The 18,768-nt window shown below is 68.3% G+C and carries 14 protein-coding genes; 7 read left to right on the top strand and 7 right to left on the bottom strand.

What is annotated here, in order from left to right:
* Positions 1-17: 17 nt before the first annotated feature.
* From alr to WMF36_RS37835, 4 genes are all read right to left on the bottom strand, one after another.
* Entirely contained in the window at positions 18-1,298 is a 1,281-nt protein-coding gene (gene alr / locus WMF36_RS37850; RefSeq protein WP_437575693.1) for an alanine racemase, read from the bottom strand.
* Positions 1,299-1,397: 99 nt separating this feature from the next.
* The gene (locus WMF36_RS37845; RefSeq protein WP_437575692.1) at positions 1,398-1,907 is read right to left on the bottom strand and encodes a hypothetical protein; all 510 of its coding nucleotides are present in this window, start codon (positions 1,905-1,907) and stop codon (positions 1,398-1,400) included.
* 426 nt (positions 1,908-2,333) lie between these two features.
* Positions 2,334-2,924, bottom strand: coding sequence for a GTP-binding protein (locus WMF36_RS37840; RefSeq protein ID WP_437481258.1), 591 nt, complete (start codon positions 2,922-2,924; stop codon positions 2,334-2,336).
* A gap of 11 nt (positions 2,925-2,935) precedes the next feature.
* Positions 2,936-3,418 carry a roadblock/LC7 domain-containing protein gene (locus WMF36_RS37835; protein WP_012239856.1) on the bottom strand — a complete coding sequence of 161 codons (483 nt, stop codon included), beginning with the start codon at positions 3,416-3,418 and terminating at the stop codon, positions 2,936-2,938.
* A gap of 761 nt (positions 3,419-4,179) precedes the next feature.
* Between WMF36_RS37835 and WMF36_RS37830 the strand changes: the two genes are divergently transcribed.
* The 4 genes from WMF36_RS37830 to WMF36_RS37815 all read left to right on the top strand — a co-directional run bounded on the left by WMF36_RS37830 (position 4,180) and on the right by WMF36_RS37815 (position 11,669).
* Positions 4,180-7,992, top strand: coding sequence for a DUF3857 domain-containing protein (locus WMF36_RS37830; RefSeq protein ID WP_437575691.1), 3,813 nt, complete (start codon positions 4,180-4,182; stop codon positions 7,990-7,992).
* A gap of 185 nt (positions 7,993-8,177) precedes the next feature.
* On the top strand, positions 8,178-8,375 hold the full coding sequence (gene rpmI / locus WMF36_RS37825) for a 50S ribosomal protein L35 (protein WP_437481252.1): 198 nt from the start codon (positions 8,178-8,180) through the stop codon (positions 8,373-8,375).
* Positions 8,376-8,401: 26 nt separating this feature from the next.
* Positions 8,402-8,761, top strand: coding sequence for a 50S ribosomal protein L20 (gene rplT / locus WMF36_RS37820; RefSeq protein ID WP_437575690.1), 360 nt, complete (start codon positions 8,402-8,404; stop codon positions 8,759-8,761).
* 1,111 nt (positions 8,762-9,872) lie between these two features.
* A complete protein-coding gene (locus WMF36_RS37815) occupies positions 9,873-11,669 on the top strand; it encodes a sigma-70 family RNA polymerase sigma factor (protein ID WP_437575689.1) in 1,797 nt (598 codons plus the stop codon).
* A 163-nt stretch (positions 11,670-11,832) separates the two neighbouring features.
* Here WMF36_RS37815 and dacB read toward each other — a convergent pair whose 3' ends face one another.
* Positions 11,833-13,407, bottom strand: a complete 1,575-nt coding sequence (gene dacB / locus WMF36_RS37810) for a D-alanyl-D-alanine carboxypeptidase/D-alanyl-D-alanine endopeptidase (RefSeq protein ID WP_437575688.1) — start codon at positions 13,405-13,407, stop codon at positions 11,833-11,835.
* A 169-nt stretch (positions 13,408-13,576) separates the two neighbouring features.
* Here dacB and WMF36_RS37805 point away from each other — a divergent pair, with 169 nt between their 5' ends.
* Positions 13,577-14,092, top strand: coding sequence for a hypothetical protein (locus tag WMF36_RS37805; RefSeq protein ID WP_437575687.1), 516 nt, complete (start codon positions 13,577-13,579; stop codon positions 14,090-14,092).
* Positions 14,089-14,571, top strand: a complete 483-nt coding sequence (locus tag WMF36_RS37800) for a hypothetical protein (protein WP_437575686.1) — start codon at positions 14,089-14,091, stop codon at positions 14,569-14,571. Before WMF36_RS37805 ends, WMF36_RS37800 begins: the two co-directional genes overlap by 4 nt.
* Positions 14,572-14,608: 37 nt before the next feature.
* Here WMF36_RS37800 and WMF36_RS37795 read toward each other — a convergent pair whose 3' ends face one another.
* On the bottom strand, positions 14,609-15,508 hold the full coding sequence (locus WMF36_RS37795; RefSeq protein WP_437575685.1) for a fumarylacetoacetate hydrolase family protein: 900 nt from the start codon (positions 15,506-15,508) through the stop codon (positions 14,609-14,611).
* Between the two features lie 447 nt (positions 15,509-15,955).
* Between WMF36_RS37795 and WMF36_RS37790 the strand changes: the two genes are divergently transcribed.
* On the top strand, positions 15,956-17,641 hold the full coding sequence (locus WMF36_RS37790) for a CTP synthase (protein WP_437575684.1): 1,686 nt from the start codon (positions 15,956-15,958) through the stop codon (positions 17,639-17,641).
* 160 nt (positions 17,642-17,801) lie between these two features.
* Here WMF36_RS37790 and WMF36_RS37785 read toward each other — a convergent pair whose 3' ends face one another.
* The gene (locus WMF36_RS37785; RefSeq protein WP_437575683.1) at positions 17,802-18,764 is read right to left on the bottom strand and encodes an acyl-CoA desaturase; all 963 of its coding nucleotides are present in this window, start codon (positions 18,762-18,764) and stop codon (positions 17,802-17,804) included.
* Between the last annotated feature and the right edge of the window lie 4 nt (positions 18,765-18,768).

Below are 18,768 nucleotides of genomic sequence, written 5' to 3'. Positions count from 1 at the left end.
CGCCGACGCGTGCGAGCTCAGGGTTCTCGGTAGAACCTGGGCACCCGGCGCGAGATGCTCGTCAGCACCTCCCAGGCGATCGTCCCCGTCAGCGCGGCGATCTCTTCCACGCTGATCGTCGCGCGCCCGAGCGGGCCGTCCTGTGTCCCGAGGAACACGACCTCGTCGCCCACGCGTGTTCCCGGCACGTCCGTCACATCGAGCATCGTGAGGTCCATCGACACGGCACCCGCGATCGGCGCGCGCTGACCGCGCACGAGGGCGGCCCCGCGGTTCGACAGCTGGCGGCTCAGGCCGTCGGCGTACCCCATCGGCACGGTGGCCACGACGCTCTCCCGCGAAGCCTGCCACGTGTGGCCGTAGCCGATCCTGTCGCCCTTCGCGATCGTGCGGAGCGCGACGACCTCGCTGCGCACCCGGATGACCGGCTTGAGGTCGGGCGCGAGCCCTGCGCACGGCGAGATGCCGAACAGCGCGACCCCGGGTCGAACGATGTCGAGCCACGCTGCGGGGAGGCGCAGCATGGCCGCGCTGTTCGAGGCGTGTCGAACCCGCGGCGTGAGCCCGAAGCTCTTCGCCCGCTGCTCGATTTCCTCGAAGCGCCTCATCTGCTCGATCGTCACGCCGAGATCGTCGGCGTCCGCGCAGGCGAGGTGGGTCATGAGCCCGTCGAGCCTCACCTCCGGGTGCTTGGCGAGCATCGCGAACACCGCCTCGAGCTCCGAGCTCGCGGCGCCGAGCCGTCCCATGCCGGTGTCGACCTTGAGATGGACGCCGACGCGATCGCGCTGCTCGAGCCGCACCACGTTCGCGAGGCGCTCGATCTGGCCGGCGTCGTAGATGACGGGCACGAGATCGCGCGCCATGATTTCCTCGAACCCTTCGCGGCGCGGGCCGTAGTAGCCGCCCATCACGAGGATGGGCAGCCGGATGCCGGCGTCTCGCAGCTCGATGGCCTCCTCCAGAAGTGCGACGCCCAAGCCGGGGATGCCGGCGCGCTCGAGCGTCCGCGCGACTGCCGGCGCGCCGTGTCCGTAGGCATCGGCCTTGAGCACGCCCCAGATCTGCGGCCGCTTCGCGCCGTTCAGCGCTCGCTCGAGGACCCGGAGGTTGTGCCGTAGGTGCGCGAGGTTCACCTCCGCGCGGGTCGGCCGCACTGCGTCCGCCGGCGCCGCCCGCCGCGGCCGCAGCACCCGCACGGGGCCAGCGCTCGATCCGAGCGCTTCGAGCGGCGACGCCGTGCCGTTGCGATCAGGAGTCGTGCTGCTGAGCTCTGTGGGCGCGTGCGAGGCGGACATCGTGTACGCGGATAGCCCTACGCTCGATCGCGGGTCAAGATTCCAGGCCATCTTGGTGCGACAAGGTGCGGCATGGTTCGCCGAGCGCTGCGCGGCCGGTCAGAAGCAGCCGCGCATGCACCGCGTGTACTTGCCGGAGCATCCCTTCTCGCAACCGGCGGACTTGCAGTTCCGCTGGCACCCCTTCCAGCTCGCCTCGCATGCCGCGCTGCACTCCGCCCCCGGCGGCGCAGCGTCCTCGGCGGCGCTCGGCGCAGTCTCGGGGGCGCCAGCGTCCGCCTCGTCCGCGGGCGCGACCACGTCGGCGGTCAGGAGCCTGGGCGGCGGGGCGAGCGCGCTCGTCGGCTCCGGCACGGCGGGAGCCCGGCTGCTGGGCGGGCTCCACTCGCCTTCGTCGAAGTCGCTGGCGTGGCTCAGCTGCCTCGCCCGGAGCGTGGCGTACTCGACGCGATCGCGCGTCTGACCGAACGTATAGAACTGGAGCCACTCGTCCCAGCACGCGCGCCGCAGCGTCGGCTTGACGTCGGCCAGCGAGTCGAGCGCCATGCAGTGCTCGAAGCGTACGTCCCCCTCGTAGACCGCGTTGATGCTTGCGCCGCACGCGGTCACCGAGGCGGCTAGGCATAGGAGGGTCCTGAACCGCACGGGGTACGAACACCGATAGCAGAAAAGCTTCGCCCCGGTGTCACACCTGGCCTGCCCTCGCGAGGACCTGGCGGGTCGCCTGGTCGAGGTGCTCTCCGGTTGAACTTTGCCCTGCGATGCCGTACGTTGCCGCCCCTTCGCACCGGCGGCGGCGGCACAACGCCTCCGCGCCGGGCGCCTCAACGGAGCCTGTCCATGTTCCTCATGCTGTCGAAAGGTCCTCGGAAGACCACGCGCTCCAAGTCGAAGCGCCATCGGTCCAAGCTGAAGGCGAAGAACCGCAACCGGCGGAACCGCATCTACCAGCGCACCTGATGGTTGCAGCGCGCGCGAGCGGGCCTTCTGCCTCGCTCGCCGCGCTGTGCTTCGATCTCGGGGCTGCCCCTTAGACTAGGGGCCGCCCTTTTTCAGCTCGGTCAGGACCAGCTTGGCGACCGCCTTGAGCGTGTCGAACACCCCGACGCCGGTCCGCGCAACCCCCTCGAAGTCGGGGACGTTGGTCGGGTTGAGCAGCGACCGGAGCTCTTCGACCGTGCCGATCTCCGGTAGATCCCGCTTGTTGTACTGGATGACGTACGGGATCTTGTCGAGCGAGTAGCCCTGCTCGCCCAGGTTCGTGCGGAGATTCTCCACCGACTCCTGGTTCGCCTCGATGCGGCCGAGCTGTGAGTCCGCCACGAAGACCACGCCGTCGACGCCCTTCAGGATGAGCTTGCGGCTCGCGTCGTAGAAGACCTGCCCCGGCACCGTGTACAGGTGGAACCGCGTCTTGAAGCCGCGGATCTCGCCCAGCGCGAGCGGGAGGAAGTCGAAGAAGAGTGTCCGGTCGGTTTCCGTGGCGAGGGAGATCATCTTCCCCTTCGCGTCCGGGTTGGTGCGCTCATAGATGTACTGCAGGTTCGTCGTCTTGCCGCAGAGACCCGGCCCGTAATAGACGATCTTGCAGTTGATCTCGCGCGCCATGTAATTGATGAAGCTCATCGACCGCGCTCCTAGTCGTTGAAGAGGTTGTCGATGTCCTCGTCGGTGATCTCGGCGAACGGCGAGTCGGCGCCCGGCTCCTGCACCTTCTTGAGCAGCGCCTCGAAGATGTGGTTGAGCTCCTCGCTCGCCTTTCGCACCCGGAGCCTCACCAACCCGAGGCTCGACTTTGAGTCGAAGATCACCACGAGGATGACGCGGTTCCCGACCAGCTGGATGTGGATGTTCGCCTTCTCACCCTCGTGGAACTGCGTGGCGAACTCGTTCTCCTTGAGGAGCTTCGCCATCCCGCCCGTTGCGGCGATATTCCCCGCCGTCAGCGAGGCGAGCGACGTGGTGTCGAGGTTGTCCACGTCTCCGCTCGCGGCGATCAGTTGCCCGTTCTTGTCAACGATGAAGACGACCTTCGCATTGGCGTCCTTGACGAGGCGATCCACCACGCTCTGGATCTGATTGAATTCCTCCTCGTACATCACCATCTGAGGGTTGACCATCGTTCCTCCGCCAGCGCTCTCGCGATGGGGCCCTGGGCATTGCGGGCTCTGTAGCCCTTGTCATCACCGGGCGCCGCACGAGCGGTCCCCGACCATCGTCATCCAACTGGCTTCCCGCTGTGCGGGCCTGCCTTACCACCGGTACCACGTTCGCGGCGCCACGCTCGCTGCCTGGGACTTGCATGGCCGGCTCGCTGCGCGCAATGCGGCTGCTCCTCGACCGTGCGCCCGTACATCTTGGGACGTTTCTATCCGAAGCAGGTGCGGCGGAGCAAGGCGGCCCTTTCTGGAAGTTGGAGGATCCCGCGGCGGAGCCCCTCCCAGCGGTGCTCGAGCTCGACGGAGCTCGCTCCCACCCCCGACTCCATCCGCCTCGGTTCCGGTGCTCTCCTGGCGCCCTTCGGCGGTTGTGGACCGGGTGAGCCGATCTTTAAGTAGCTGAATTTATTATATTTTATCGAACAGGCCGCGTTCGGGTTGGCGTTCGGACCGCCGCTTCGGCCTCGTCCGGGCGCGCTGCTCGTGGACGCGCCTCGCACCGCCCCTGTGTATCGGGCAGAAGGTTCGAAAAATTCCTGGGATTCAGCGCGGGCGGCGCGGCGGGCTCATGAACGATCTCCTCGACGTGCGAGATCCCGGGATCGCCCTGCGGGGCGCTTCGCTGGGCCGAGCGCGTCAGCACTTGACGTGGGCCGCTGCGGCGCTCACGCGGGCGAGGCTTGCGCTTGACCGATGGCTTCGGCCACGGGATAGCGCCGTGGATGCGTGACGCGCTCAGCCGGACCGAGCCCCGTGAGATCGAGCTCAACCTGGGGACGAGGAGGAAACGCCTCTCCGGCGCGCTCGCTACGGGGGTGGCGGCCCTGGTGTGCGCCACGTCGATCGGCTTCGAGGCTCGCGCGGAGCTCGGCGCGGTTCACCCCGAGGTGCTCGCCGCGCACACGGCTGTCCGCGCGGCGAGGGCGCCGGAGGTTTACGGCGCGCTGCGCGAGCTCTGGCGCACGTGGGACCGCGCAGATCCGACGCAGGTCGAGGAGGCGATCGCATCGATCGCGGAGAGCGGCGCGACCAGCGCGCCTGCCCGCGTCTACGCGGAGCTCCTTTCGGCGTACGCGCGCAGGCGGCGGGGCGATCTCGACGGCGCGGTCACGAAGATCCAAAAGCTCGGGTTCATCGGTCGCTGGGCGACGATCGGCCCGTTCGACAACGAGAACAAGGCGGGCTTCGATCGCGCGTTCGGGCCCGAGGAAGAGCTCGATCAGGCGCTCGCGACGGGCAGGACGTACGACGGCAAGGCGCGGGCGGTCCGCTGGCGCGTGCCGCCCGAGGCGCCGCAATACGGATGGTTCGATTTCGGCGACTTCATCCGTCCGGTCGAGGGCGTCTGCGGCTACGCGACGACCTCCGTCCGCGCGAAGGCGGGGACGCGCGCGCCTCGGCCGATCTCGGTCTGGGTCGGCTCGGATGGCGCGTTCAAGCTGTTCTGGAACGGCGAGAAGGTCCTTGCCGATCCGGGGTATCGCGAGCTCGACATCGATCGGTTCGCCGCGCTGGTGTCGCTCAAGCCCGGCTACAACCGCCTGACGATCAAGGTCTGCGGGGGCGCGTCGGCGCCCAAGTTCGCGCTGCGCATCGGAAACGAGAAGGGAGCTCCGGATCTCGATCTGGAGGTGACCTCCGACATCGGGACGCAGGTGACGGCGCCGCAGGGACAAGCGGGCGGCGCCAGGCGCCCGGGCGACGCGCGGGCGCAGGCCGAAGGACCGACCTCGGGCGTGAAGCTCGCCGCGCGTGCGCCTGCCGTCGAGGGGCCCATGCAGGCGTTCGAGCGCGCCGCGGGCGCCGCCCGGCCTTCGCCTGCCCTGCTGGAGGCGTTCGCGCGCTACCTCATGCTCACCGGCGGCGATGCCGAGGGCGAGCACAGAGCGCGCGATCTCGCGCGCCGCTCCGCCGAGGCCGAGCCGAGCGTGCGCCGCTACCTGCTCGCGGGCCAGCTCTCGGAGGATAGGAACCAGCAGCGCGCGTGGATCGAGCGCGCCGCTGCGCTCGCGGGTCGTGGTCGTGAGGACGTCGATGTCCTGCTCTCCCAGGCGCGGCTCGCGCAGACGAGCCCGAATTGGCGGGAAGCGGCCCCGATCTACGAGCGCATTCTGGCCGCCGATCCCGATCACGTGACCGCCACCCTCGGGCTCGTCGACCTCTACGTGGAGGCGGGGCTGAAGCGCACCGCCCTCGCCACGCTGGAGCGAGCGCTGTCGCGCCAGCCGAGCAGCGTCTCGTTGCTCCGCGCATCGGCGGCGCAGCTCCGCGCCCTCGGCCGCGACACGGAGGCCGTCGAGATGGAGGCGCGGTACGCGGCGCTGCGCTTCGACGACTCGAGCTTCCTGCACCAGCAGGTCGACCTCGCGGTGGCGCGCCGCGATCCTGCCGGCGCGGAGCGCTGGCTCGAGCGCTTCCTCCGCAGCGAGCCTGACTCCGTCTGGGCCCGCTCGGTCGCGGCGCGCACGTACCGGGCGCTCGGCCAGGGCGATCGCGCCCTCGCTGCCCACCAGCGCGCGCTCGCCATGGCGCCGGAGGACATCGGCACGCTGCGGGCGCTCTCGGATCTCTACGGCGAGGAGGGCAACCGGGAGGCGCAGCTGGAGATGCTGCAGCAGATCCTGGCGATCAGCCCTCAGGCGAAGGACGTGCGCGAGTACATCGAGCACATCGAACCGCCGAAGCCGCGCGCTGACGAGGCCTACGCCTGGGCGCCCGACCGCTTCCTGCCGATGCGGCGCAGCGCTGACCGGCAGTATCCCAAGCGCACGCTCCGCAGCCTGACGGTCACCACCGTCTTCCCGAACGGCCTCGCCAGCCGCTTCCGGCAGGTCGTCTTCCAGCCGCTCACGGACGAGGCTGCGGCGAGCGCCCGGCAGTACGCCTTCGAGTACCAGGCCGATCGCCAGACCGTGAGCCTCCGGGCCGCGAAGGTCTACCGGGCCGACGGCAAGGTCGACGGGGCGATCGAGAGCGGGGAGGCGGGCGCGAACAACCCGGCGCTCGCGATGTACACCTCGGCGCGCACGTTCTACGTCAGCTTCCCGCGGCTCAACGCCGGCGACGTCGTCGAGCTGCGGTACCGCATCGACGACGTCAGCCCTCGCAACGAGATCGCCGATCACTTCGGCGAGATCGAGTACCTCCAGGGAGACGAGCCGATCGCCAGCAGCGAGTACGTGCTGATCACGCCGAAGACGAAGCCGTTCCACATCTTCGCGTCCCCCCTGCCAGGCCTCGTGCGCGAGACCAAGGAAGACGCCGACCGACGCATCTTCCGCTTCTCTGCCGCCTCCGTCCCGGCGGTCGCCCCCGAGCCGGCGATGCCCGCGTGGTCGGAGATCCTCGCGCACGTTCACGTCTCGACGTTCAAGAGCTGGGACGAGGTCGGCTCCTGGTACTGGGGCCTCGCGCGGGAGCAGTTCGATGTGGACGATGAGGTGCGCAAGCGGGTGCGCGAGATCACGAAGAACCTCAACGACGATCTGAGCAAGGTCCGCGCGATCTACAAATACGCGACCGAGACGCGCTACGTGGCGCTCGAGTTCGGCATCGACGGCATCCGCCCGAGGAGGTGCGCCCAGACGCTCGCTCGCGGCTGGGGTGACTGCAAGGACAAGGCGACGCTGATCGTCACGATGCTCCGCGAGATCGGCATCCCGGCGACGATCGTCCTCGTGCGCACCCGCATGCGAGGCGGCATCGAGCCGGAGCCCGCGAGCCTCGCTCCGTTCGACCACGCGATCGCGCATGTGCCTTCGCTCGACCTCTACCTCGACGGAACGGCAGAGCACTCCGGCTCGACCGAGCTGCCGATCATGGATCGCGGAGCGATGGCGCTTCAGATCAACGAGGGCAAGCCGAAGCTCGTTCGCCTCCCGGAGCCCGCGCCGGAGGCTTCCGTCGTGCACCGGACCGTCGACATCGCGCTCGGCGCCGACGGGTCAGCTCAGCTCGGGGTCGACATCCAGGTGGCCGGCGCGTTCGCGCCGGATTGGCGGACCCGCTACATGGCGGAGGGCACGCGCCGCGATCGGGCAGGTCGGGACCTCGCCGCGGACTTCGGAACGGTCGAGCTGGCTCCTGGCAAGGCGGGCGTCGAGGTGAACGACCTCGAGGACATCGAGCTGCCGGTGAGGCTGCGGGCGAGAGGAAAAGCTGTCGCGCTCGCTCGCATGGAGGGCGACAGCCTGTCGGTCCCAGCTGTCCCCGCCCAGCGCCTCGCCACCGACTTTGCCTCCCTCTCGGTGCGCACCCGCGACGTGATCATCCCTGCGCTCACCACGCGCCGGGACGAATGGTCGATCCGCCTCCCTGCAGGGTGGCGCGTCACCAGGGCGCCGCTGCCCCAGGAGGTGGACACCCCTTTCGGCAAGTTCTCCATCTCGGTCGAGCAGTCCGCGGGGAAGGTCGTCGTCCGCAGCCAGATCTCCCTCACGAAGTCCCGGATCAAGCCGTCCGAGTACATGGCCTTCAGGAGGTTCTGCGAGACGGCGGACCGCGCGTTCGGTCAGCGGGTCGTGCTCGGCAAGTGAACGACGGCCTGCGCCTACGGCCCCAGGAGCTCGTCGACCGGCACCTGCCCCCGCCTGGACCTTGACAACCTCGCAGCAGGTCGCCATAAAGCGCCCCCTCTACGCATCTCTGCGGCACGGAACAGCCTCTCCGGTGGTTCGGAGGGTGGCCGCTGGGAGCGGTAGGCACTCGGATCGAGGGCGTCATGCCGAAGATGAAGACGAACCGCGCCGCGGCAAAGCGGTTCAAGGTGACCGGCTCCGGCCGGATTCGCCGCAGCAAGTGCGGGCTCAACCACTGCATGCAGGAAAAAAGCAAGAAGCGCCTGCGTCGTCTCCGCAAGAACGACATGGTCGATTCGGCGATGGAGAAGCGCGTCAAGCTGCTTCTTCCCTACGGCTGACCCTGGATCAGTGAGGTAAAACTCCGATGCCGCGCGTAAAAAGAGGGTTCAAGGCCCGTCGTCGTCGCAACCGCGTCCTCAATCAAACCGAGGGCTACTTCCTCGGCCGGAAGAATCGCTTCCGCCAGGCGGTCGAGGTCCTGCGTCATGCCTGGGAGTACGGCTACATCAGCCGCAAGCTCAAGAAGCGTGATTTCCGCCGTCTCTGGATCACCCGGATCAACGCAGCCGCGCGCCTGAATGGCACGACCTACTCTCGCCTCGTCAACGGGCTCAAGAAGGCAGGCATCGCGCTCGACCGGAAGGTCCTTTCGGAGATCGCGATCCACGATCCGGCGTCGTTCGGTGCCGTGGCAAAACTTGCCGCGCCTGCCGCAGCGAAGTGACGGCTCCGGGCAACCTTCCTGCTCGTTCAGCCGAGCTTCCGTCAGGTGGTCGAGTCTGCTAGACCGCCCGTCCAGACGCCAACGCTACAATCTGTAACATTTCTTACGCCGAGCTGGCCTCATTCAGAGGCCGCTCAGGCCATGCGCCGTAGGCATACAGAGCCGAGGGCGTCATCGTTGTGAGGGCAAGTTGTTACGTCCATGACGTAAACAGCGTTGCTCTTTCCCACGGTGAGGCGAATGGGTGCCGAACAAATGCACAGTGTGCACATCCTGCACGCCAGCTACGCATCTTTGATGGCACCCTATGACCCTGCTGCCAGGGTAAGCTCGGACCCACCTTCAGGATCTCTGAGCGCTCCGCCGGGTAGCCACCGCCTTCGACGTGGGCCTCACACGTTCAGGGCCTGACGTCTCCCTCAGGCCATTCCCGTCCGTCATCCCCGGCCTGGGGGTGTACTTCGCTGCGAACTCCGCTGAGCCCGGTCCGATGCCTGGAAATACTAACTTTCCAGGCGATCTGTCGTGAAAAATAACCTTCTCCGCCTTCGGCCGTCGGGTGAGGGCTCGACATTGCCATCGGGAGGCCCAGGTTCAGGAAACATCGAAGCTCACTGAGAGAACGGCCTCAGCGATCGGCTTCGGCCCATCCTACACGCTGGAAAGGACAGCGCATTCCCTTGCCTGTGCTGCGAGGGCGGCCCCACCAAACCGTGGGAGGCCGGCGAGCTCGATGTGCCCCCAAGGAGACAGGTTGCCGATGTTGTTGCGTCCCCACAAGCGTACCCAGCCATGCAGTTCGGCTCGGTCGCAGCGAAATGTTTCGCTCGACACGACACGGACGGCACCTTCCACTCTACATACCGCACCCAGGTCAAGCTCTCAAACGGGAGAACGCGGAACGCACGCCAAAAAAGGCACTGTTCTTGCTTCTGGAGTTAGGCTGCCATCGGGAGCTGGCTCGGGGGCATCACTCTGCAAGAGCAGGCCTGCCCCAGGCGCGAAGAGTTCGACCGGAATCAAAAGAAAGCACCAGCGGTTGCCAGTTTCAACAGGGGCTCCTTCGGTCAGCTCCTGCTCCCTGTTTGCCACGAAATCGTCTCGCCTGCCGTTGAAAGGTGGCGAGGCATTTCAATCTCGCAAGGTCAGCCGTTTAGAAGTGAACGCCGACACAAAGACCAAGATGAGCACGTCGACCGCCCGCCGTCCAGAAACTGCGCGGAGAAACGCCAAGTCCTCTGCTGTAGGTACCTCTGCGCGGCTCGCGGCATCCAAGAGCTCGCAGGGGGCCGAGACCGCATCGGCTCCCCGGCGGGCGGCATCGCAGACCACCGATCCGGGGGTCTCCGAGGTCGATGGATTCGGGGACAGCCAGTCGCCGCGCTCGCACTTTCAAGGAGCTACCACCGTGGAGGGAGCCGCCATGAGGTCGACCAAGAGCAACGCCACTGTAGTGAAGGGCGACCCGCTCGCTCAGGGTGGGACAGCCACGCCAGAGATCGCAGCCCTCAACCTTCTGGAAGACGACCAGGCGGAGGAGACCGCCGTCCGACCCCGCCCGGCGGAGATCCTGGATGAGGATCGGGCGGCCGACTTCATCGACCTGGACATCGGGCCGATCGAGCGGCTGCCTCAGCCCGAGCGGACGAGGAACCAGGATCGGGAGATGAAGGATGTCGAGGACGGCGGCGGCGACTCGATGCTCGCCCGCTACTTCCGCGACATGGCGCTGCATCCTGTCATGGGGCCGGACGAGGAGCTCGACACCGCGCGCGCGGTCGAGCGCACGGAGGTGGACCACTGGGTGGCTCTCCTCTCGTACCTGCCTGCGGCCGAATACATCCTCACCGCGCTCGAGGAGGATGTCGTGAAAGCCGGCGAGGACGAGGTGAAGGCTCCGCAGATCGCGGAGCTGCACAAGCTCGTTCGCCTGGCGAAGAAGCAGAAGGGGAAGCTCCTGCCCGAGCAGGAGAAGCCGTGGACCCAGTTCTCCGAGGAGCTCGCTGCCGCCGTCCGGCTGCCCGACTCGGATCGCCTCTGGATGGCGCGTGCCTTCAACATCGCGCGCGATCTCGTACGCGAGCCCGACTTCGAGGACGACGTGAGCGATCCCGAGGAGACGCGTCCCACACGGCCGAGGCTCCCGTTGTCCAGCTCGTATCGCCGGTATCTCGATCGGGTCGAGCGATCCTTCCAGGCGCAGCACGACGCGAAGAACCGCTTCGTGAAGGCCAACCTCCGGCTCGTCGTGTCGATCGCACGCCGATACAACCGCGGGCGTCTGCCGCTCATCGACCTGATCCAGGAGGGCAACATCGGGCTGATGAAGGCGGTCGAGCGCTTCGATCACAGCCGCGGCTACCGCTTCTCGACCTATGCGTCCTGGTGGATCAGGCATGCGATCAGCCGAGCTCTGGCCGACAAGGGCCGCGCTGTCCGCATCCCGGTCCACATGCTCGACACGTACAACCGCGTAGCGCGGGCGACGCAGGCGATCATCGCGCGCACCGGGCACGAGCCGACGATCGAGGAGCTCGAGAAGGAGACGGGGGTTCCGCGCGAGAAGCTCGACAAGGTGAAGGACTTCTACGCGGAGACGCCGTTCTCTCTCGACCGCCCGGTCGGTGACGAGGACGGGCGGAAGTTCATCGACTTCCTCCAGGAGGAGAACGCGCTGTCGCCGTTCGACCATCTGGCGAACAGGAAGTGGAGCGACGAGGTCCGGCGGCTTCTGACGACGCTCACGCCGATCGAGTCGCGGATCATCCGCTGGCGCTTCGGTCTCGACGATGAGGATGAGCTCACGCTCAAGGAGATCGGCGACAAGTACAACCTGTCGCGCGAGCGCATCCGTCAGCTCCAGGAGCAGGCGCTCGGCAAGATCCGCAAGCAGATGCGCGACTACTGAGCGACGAGCTCAGCGGGTGCGATGATGCGGCCGCGCAGCGCAACGCTCGCGCGGCCGCACTGCTCGAGCCGCCTGATCCCGCTCGTGCGTGAGCACGCGCAGCGGCGAGCGGGGATCGGGAGCTCGTCGCGGCTGCAGCACGTGGCCGTGGACGCCCGCGCCTTCACGGCGTGCGCGCACCCTTCCAGAGCTCGTCGGCGAGCGCACCGACGAAGTCGTCGATGGCCCTTCGTACCGGCTCGATCTTCCCCGGGACGTCCGCGGCCAGGACGGCGAAGGCGATCGGGGATCGGCCGGGCGGCGGGAGGACGTAGCCGGAGAGGGCCACCACCGAGGCGAGCGTCCCCGTCTTGGCGCGGATGGCGCGCTCCTTCGACCACCCGCGGAAGCGGCCGCGCAAGGTCCCATCCACGCCGCCGATCGCGAGCTGCGCGGTGAAGTCGGCGCCGAGCGCCGGATCGAGGAGCGCGGTGCGGAGCAGCCGGACGATGGACTCTGGCGACGCACGAGCCGCGTCGAACAAGCCGGAGCCGTTCCGCAGGACGACGCCCTCTCCGAAGGCGTCGAGCTCGCCCAGGATCTCGCCGACCAGCTCCGCCGCAGCCTCAGCTGTGCCGGGGCGTCCGCGCTTCTCGGCGGCGAGCGTCTTGAAGATCGTCTCTGCGTAGAAGTTGTCGCTGTCCTTCCCGAGGGCGGCGAGGAGCTCGCCGAGGGGCGCCGAGCGGTGAGCCACAAGGAGCCGCTTCTGATGCTCGCCGCCGAGCCGCACCTCACCGGAGACCTCGACGCCCACCTCCTGCAGCATCTCCTTGAGCGCGTACGCCACGACCATGCGCGGATCATCGACGCGCCTCGCGAGGCTCACGGCGCGGCCGCCCTCCGGAACGTGCCCGCTGAGGTGCGCGACGACGCGCTGACCGCTCGGCTCGAGTCGGAGGACGATCTTCTCAGGCGTGCCGCGCTTCGCGGTGGTCACGGTGCCACGGAGCACCGTGAAGCCTGGAGGATCGATCGCGACCGAAGCGGCCTGACCCGCTCTCGACGGGCGCACCGTGAAGCGCAGGGCATTCGCGTTCAGCGAGGCCGCAGCGACCGGGGCGCGGAAAGCCGCCCACTCATCCGGCTGCTGCTCGAAGGCCGGAGGCACAAAGCGCGCGTCGAAGTACCCCTGGTCGATCGCGATCGCCGTGACCTTGCGGATGCCGGCCGCGCGCAGCTCGCGTGCCATCTCCCAGACATCGCGCGTCCTGAGCGACGGATCTCCCGCACCTCGGAGCACGAGCTCGGCGACGCTCCCGTTCGATGCCTCCCCGTAGAGGCCGGTCAGGTAGCGATAGCCCGGGCCGAGCAGGCGCAGCGCAGCGGCTGCGGTGAAGAGCTTCGCGTTGGATGCGGGGTTGTACAGGCCGCGCTCATCGGAGGCGGCGAGGGTCGCTCCGCTCGCGATGTCGAGCGCGAGCACGCCGACCCGCCCCCCCGAGCGGCGCACGCCGGTGGTGAGCTTCTCGAGCTGCTCTCGAGCGCGGCCTGGGTCGAATTTTCGAGGTCCATGCGCTCCGAGGGGCGACCGGGGTGCGCTCGGGGCACCGGGTACGCCGTGCGTGGGCTCCTCCTTGCGGGTCGAGCGCTCCGCGGGACTCGTGCCGCCGTCGAGCGGCTGCGAGCCGCCCGGGCGGGCGAGGATCGACGAGAGCACGAGCGCGACCACGGATACGGCGCGGCGGGGATGTCGAGGCATGACGGCTCTCCGGCTCTACAATGTCTCCACCGCGGGCGCTTCCTACGGTCGACCGCTCGGCGCAGCCCGGCGATGCTCCTCGGTGCGCGCTCGGGGTTGTCCTTGTAAAGGAGAGCTTGCTAGGGTGCGGGCAGGCACTCCTTCACGTTCTGTTCGAAGGGAGGACATCGTGTCCCAGCAGCATTCGACCCGCGCGCTCTTGCCGCTCATCATCCTCGCGGCGGCGGCATGCTCCGGCGCCAAGCCCAAGCAGGCAGGGGAAGACTACAACTTCGACCAGGCAACCTCCGACCAGGCCGCACCGGCGGAGGCGGACAGCTCCGACGCCGCCGAGACGAGCGCGTCACCGGACAGCGGCGGCGGGCTCAACGTCGACCAGAAGAAGCAGATGGAGATCGCGCTGCGGCGCGGGGGCGACAAGGCGGCGAACTGCGCCGAGGTCGTGCCCAGCGCGCCGACGGGCGAGGGCGAGGTCAAGGTCGTGTTCGACGGCCAGAAGGGGCGCGTGACCGACGTGCTGGTCGGACCGCCCTTCGCCGGAACGCCTGCCGAATCTTGCGTCAAGCGTGCCTTCGTCGGAGAGATCGTGCTGCCGTTCGATGGCGAGCCGCTCGAGGTCCCGTACACCGTGAAGCTGCCGTCGAAGAAGTCCGGCTCCGCGCCCTCCAGCACGAAGACTCCATGAAGAGCTCCGCCGTCGCCGTCGCCGCCGTGCTCGCGTTGACCGCTGCTTCCGCCGACGCGGAGGAGCCAGCGGCACCTCCGCGGTATCCGCCGTCGTCAGCGCGCGCGAAGGTCATCGTCGGCGGGGTGGCGGTGACGGCCCTCGCCTATGGCGCGGCGTTCCTGGCCGCGTCCTCTTGGCCCGAGGTGCCCGGGTCGAGCGAGCTGAAGATCCCGATCGCGGGCCCCTGGCTCGCGCTCGCCAAGAACGACTGCGCCGCGGACGATCCGGACTGCGGAGCGAAGCTGTATCTGCGCGGGGCGCTCACCGTCGTCGGCGGGCTCGCGCAGCTCGCTGGCCTCGGCCTCGTCGCCGAGGGCGTCTTCATGACCACCGAGGCACGCTCGGCGCAGCCGGTGGAGCCTGCGGCGCTGACGGTGCGTCCGGCCCCGGTGATCACCGCGACCGGCGTGGGCCTCGGCGTCGTCGGTACGTTCTGACAGCCGAGGGCCACGCGCGGCGCTGCACCGGCGCCGCTCACCCGCGGCGCCATGGCAACGGAGCGGGACCGCGGATCGGCTTGCCGGCCAGTCGTCCGATGCGCTCGATCATCAGCTCCACGCTGGCGCCGTACGGCACGTGCCGGCCGGCGCTCCCGCCGAAGACCCGGCCTGCTCCGACCACGTCGCCTGCGCGCAGCTCGATGTGGTTGCTGATGTACGCGACCGATTCGGTCAGCGAGAAGGCCCACTCGCCGACGCGAGAGCAGGGGCGCGTCTCGGCGCCGACGCGGACCTGGGTCCGCAGCACCGCGACCGGGCCGAGCTCGTCGGGCGTGACGAGCACCGGACCGAGCTGCGTTGCGAAATCCTTCGCTTCTGAAGGCGGCAACCCGCGCGCAAACGATCGCGCCTCCACGCCGCGCGCGGTCCAGTCGTTCAGCACGGTGTAGCCGGCGATCGCGCGCTCCACTTCCTCCGGCGTGGCGCGCCGAAGATCCTCGCAGAGCAGCGCCGCCAGGTTCAGCTCGTAGTCGGGCTCGTCCTCGAGCGCGGGGAAGGGGATCGCTGCATCCTGTCCAAGCAGCGCGCGGCTGTTGCCGAACCGATACCAGGGGCGCTCTGCGCCGTGCGCGTAAGGGCCGAGCTGGATGTACGCCGCGCGGTCGGTGGCGCAGGGAGGCAGCCACAGGACGGTGGCCGGTTGCAGCTGCGTCGACGAGGGGCGATCTCCGCTGAGGAGCCGGTCGTCCAGCGCGTGGAGACCGGCACAACGGAGCGCTACAACGCGGGTGTGAAAGTCCGAGACGCCGCGGATGTCAGCGAGCTTCGTCCCGAAGTGGCGCTCGAGCTCCGCGACGTCGTAGAGCGCACCGTCTCGTTCCAGCGCGACGACCGGGGTGGACGTCGCGAGCTGGAGCACGTGGGCGATTCTCATGGCGTGGCCAGCCGCGGAGAGCCGGCGGAGCGTACCATCCCGGTCCGCCGAAGCCTCGGGCCGCTGGGGCCCCCGCACCAGCGGCCGCGGTTGGGCCTGATCCGAGGTGCCCCAGACCTTCTTGGGAGATCGGATTGCCCTTTGCATTGACGCGCTGGGAGAGCGGCCTAGAATGCCGGCGGATTCAGAGCGGCATCACGTCGCGCAGGCTTGCCTCGGGCCCGTCCGGTTGCAGACGGGCTCGCACGGCAGGTCAGGTTCTGTTGCCGGTGCGGGATTCTCCCTCGCGGGGTTTCCTCCGGCTTCGGTCCTGTTGACGGGGCCGTGCGGCTTGTAAGCCGGGCAAGGTATTTGCCGTGGACAGCCGAACCTCGTCGTCGCTCACCTTTGAGCGCCGATCGAGGAACTGGTTACAGGCGCGCACACGGCGCAGCGGAGCGATGGGTCATGAGCAAGCGGACCAAATTCGTCTTCGTCACAGGCGGAGTCGTATCGTCGATCGGCAAGGGACTGGCTGCGGCGTCGATCGGGGCGCTGATGGAGTCCCGTGGGTTGAAGGTTACCCACCTCAAGCTGGACCCGTACATCAATGTCGATCCCGGCACGATGTCGCCCTACCAGCACGGCGAGGTCTTCGTCACGGACGACGGCGCGGAGACCGATCTGGATCTGGGGCACTACGAGCGCTTCACGCTCGCCCGGATGACGAGGCAGAACAACTTCACCACGGGCCGCGTCTACGAGGCGGTCATCTCGAAAGAGCGCCGCGGTGAGTATCTCGGGGCGACGGTGCAGGTGATCCCGCACGTCACGGACGAGATCAAGCTGCGCATCCGCTCCGCCGCGGACGGGGCCGACGTGGCGATCGTGGAGGTCGGCGGCACCGTGGGCGACATCGAGTCGCTCCCGTTCATCGAGGCGATCCGCCAGCTCAAGGTGGAGTCGGGCGCGCAGAACGCCATCTCGGTGCACGTCACGCTCGTGCCGTTCATCGCGACAGCGGGCGAGCTGAAGACGAAGCCCACCCAGCACTCGGTGAAGGAGATGCGCGAGATCGGCATCCAGCCGGACATCCTCCTCTGTCGCTGCGATCGGCCGCTCCCGCGCAGCATGAAGGAGAAGATCTCCCTCTTCTCGAACGTTGCGGTCGATTGCGTGATCGCGGCCGTCGACGTGGACTGCATCTACGAGCTCCCGCTGGTCCTCCACGCCGAGGGGATCGACGAGAAGATCACGGAGCTGCTCAACATCTGGGCGAGGCAGCCGGATCTTTCATCCTGGCAGCGCATCGTCGAGCGGTTCAAGAAGCCGTCCCGCGGCATCGTGAAGATCGGCGTCGTCGGCAAGTACGTGCACCTGCGCGACTCCTACAAGTCGCTCCACGAGGCGCTCGTCCACGGTGGGCTCCACAACGACGTGCGGGTCGAGCTCGAGTACATCGACTCCGAGCAGATCGAGGCGCGCGGTGCGCCCGAGCTGCTCTCGAACCTCGACGCGATCCTCGTGCCCGGCGGCTTCGGCGATCGCGGGACCGAGGGAAAGATCGAGGCCATCCGTTACGCGCGCGAGGAGAAGATCCCGTTCTTCGGGATCTGCCTCGGCATGCAGCTCGCGGTCGTCGAGTTCGCGCGGCACGTCTGCGGCATGGCGGGAGCGAACTCCGTGGAGTTCGATCGCAACGCCGCCTACCCGGTGATCGATCTGATGCCCGACCAGAAGGGGGTCGTCGAGAAGGGCGGGACGATGCGTCTCGGCGCGTACCCGTGCGTGCTCGACAAGGGCTCGGTCGCTGCGGAAGCGTACGGGCAGACGAACATCAGCGAACGGCACCGGCACCGGTACGAGGTGGCCAACAAGTACCGCGAAGCGATGGCGCAGAAGGGGCTCGTGCTCTCCGGGACGTCGCCCGACCAGCGGCTCGTCGAGATGGTCGAGCTGCGCGAGCACCCGTACTTCGTGGGCTGTCAGTTCCACCCCGAGTTCAAGAGCCGCCCCCAAAGCGCGCACCCGCTCTTCGCTCGGTTCGTCCGCGCCGGTCTGGAGCGACAGCGCGAGCGCAACAAGGCCGAGAAGCCGAAGCCCGGCGATTCTGCCACCGCTCATAGCCAGCAAGCTGCTTCGTCCGTGAATTAGCGTCCCCACCGGAGAGCCCTGACGGATCTCTGGCCGCCACTTCGGCGGCGGGATGCGTGGGCTGGCTCAGGTATCGAACGGGCTGCCGCAAGCGCTGACGGACGAAGGCTGACCTGCAGCCTTCGTCCGTCAGCGGTTCGATGTCGAATGGGACGGGCGGTCAGACGTCGCCGAGGCTCGGCCGGCCCAGAGGCGGGGCGTCGAGCGGCTCGACCGGCGCGGCGTGAGGGGCGAGAAGCGGCGAGCGCTCGCCGACCTCCTTGATCAGGTTCCGCTGGAGCACGTGCGCCGGCGCCGTCCTGAGGTCCCAGATCAGGCCGAGCTTCTCCATCCCGCGCAGGATGTAGAAGCTGACGTCGATCTCCCACCAGAAGAAGCCCTGGTTCGCGCTGCTCATGTAGTGATGGTGGTTGTTGTGCCAGCCCTCGCCGAGCGTGATCAGCGCGAGCCAGAAATTGTTGCGGCTCGTGTCGGTCGTCGCGTAACGCCGCGAGCCAAATACGTGCGCGAGGGAGTTGATCGTGAACGTGCCGTGCATGAGCGCGCACGTCGACACGACGTAGCCCCACAGGAACGCATCGTAGCCGCCCACCGCGAAGAGCAGCGCCATCATGCCGAGCGGCCCGACCACGTGGTAGCGGTCCAGCCAGCGGAGCTCAGGGAAGCCCGCGAAATCAGGGATCCGCTTCAGGTCGAGATCCTCGTGCTCGCGGCCGAGCCACCAGCCGAGGTGCGCGTACCAGAACCCCCTGCGGAGCGGGCTGTGAACGTCGCGCTCGGTGTCCGAGTACTTGTGATGGACGCGGTGCGTTCCCCCCCACCACAGCGGGCCCTTCTGGGTCGCGGTGGTCCCGAGCAGCGCGAGCAGGAACTGGAGGCCACGGCTCGTCTTGTAGCTCCGGTGCGAGAAGTACCGGTGGTAGACCCCCGTGATCGCGAACATCCGGATGAAGTACGTGGCCGCAGCGAGCGCCGCGAGCTTCCATGTGGCGCCTCGCATGATGGCGACCGCGGTGCCCACGTGGATCGCGACGATCCCGAGCACGTTGAAGAGCTGGCCGAGGCCCGGGCCAGACTTCGGTACGACGACTCGTGTAGGGCTCGATGCAGGGGCGTGCGTCATGGTT

The organism is Sorangium sp. So ce887 (assembly GCF_051521455.1).
Lineage (GTDB): Bacteria > Myxococcota_A > Polyangia > Polyangiales > Polyangiaceae > Sorangium.
Note: the sequence above shows the minus strand (reverse complement) of the source record. Positions and strands in the feature narration are given on the sequence as shown.

Bases quoted from the DNA above. Each gene is read 5' to 3' on its own strand.
- rplT (WP_437575690.1), top strand. From the start codon at position 8,402: ATGCCGCGCGTAAAAAGAGGGTTCAAGGCCCGTCGTCGTCGCAACCGC.
- WMF36_RS37790 (WP_437575684.1), top strand. From the start codon at position 15,956: ATGAGCAAGCGGACCAAATTCGTCTTCGTCACAGGCGGAGTCGTATCG.
- dacB (WP_437575688.1), bottom strand. From the start codon at position 13,407: ATGCCTCGACATCCCCGCCGCGCCGTATCCGTGGTCGCGCTCGTGCTC.
- WMF36_RS37840 (WP_437481258.1), bottom strand. From the start codon at position 2,924: ATGAGCTTCATCAATTACATGGCGCGCGAGATCAACTGCAAGATCGTC.
- alr (WP_437575693.1), bottom strand. From the start codon at position 1,298: ATGTCCGCCTCGCACGCGCCCACAGAGCTCAGCAGCACGACTCCTGAT.
- WMF36_RS37835 (WP_012239856.1), bottom strand. From the start codon at position 3,418: ATGGTCAACCCTCAGATGGTGATGTACGAGGAGGAATTCAATCAGATC.
- WMF36_RS37830 (WP_437575691.1), top strand. From the start codon at position 4,180: ATGCGTGACGCGCTCAGCCGGACCGAGCCCCGTGAGATCGAGCTCAAC.
- WMF36_RS37800 (WP_437575686.1), top strand. From the start codon at position 14,089: ATGAAGAGCTCCGCCGTCGCCGTCGCCGCCGTGCTCGCGTTGACCGCT.
- WMF36_RS37795 (WP_437575685.1), bottom strand. From the start codon at position 15,508: ATGAGAATCGCCCACGTGCTCCAGCTCGCGACGTCCACCCCGGTCGTC.
- WMF36_RS37785 (WP_437575683.1), bottom strand. From the start codon at position 18,764: ATGACGCACGCCCCTGCATCGAGCCCTACACGAGTCGTCGTACCGAAG.
- rpmI (WP_437481252.1), top strand. From the start codon at position 8,178: ATGCCGAAGATGAAGACGAACCGCGCCGCGGCAAAGCGGTTCAAGGTG.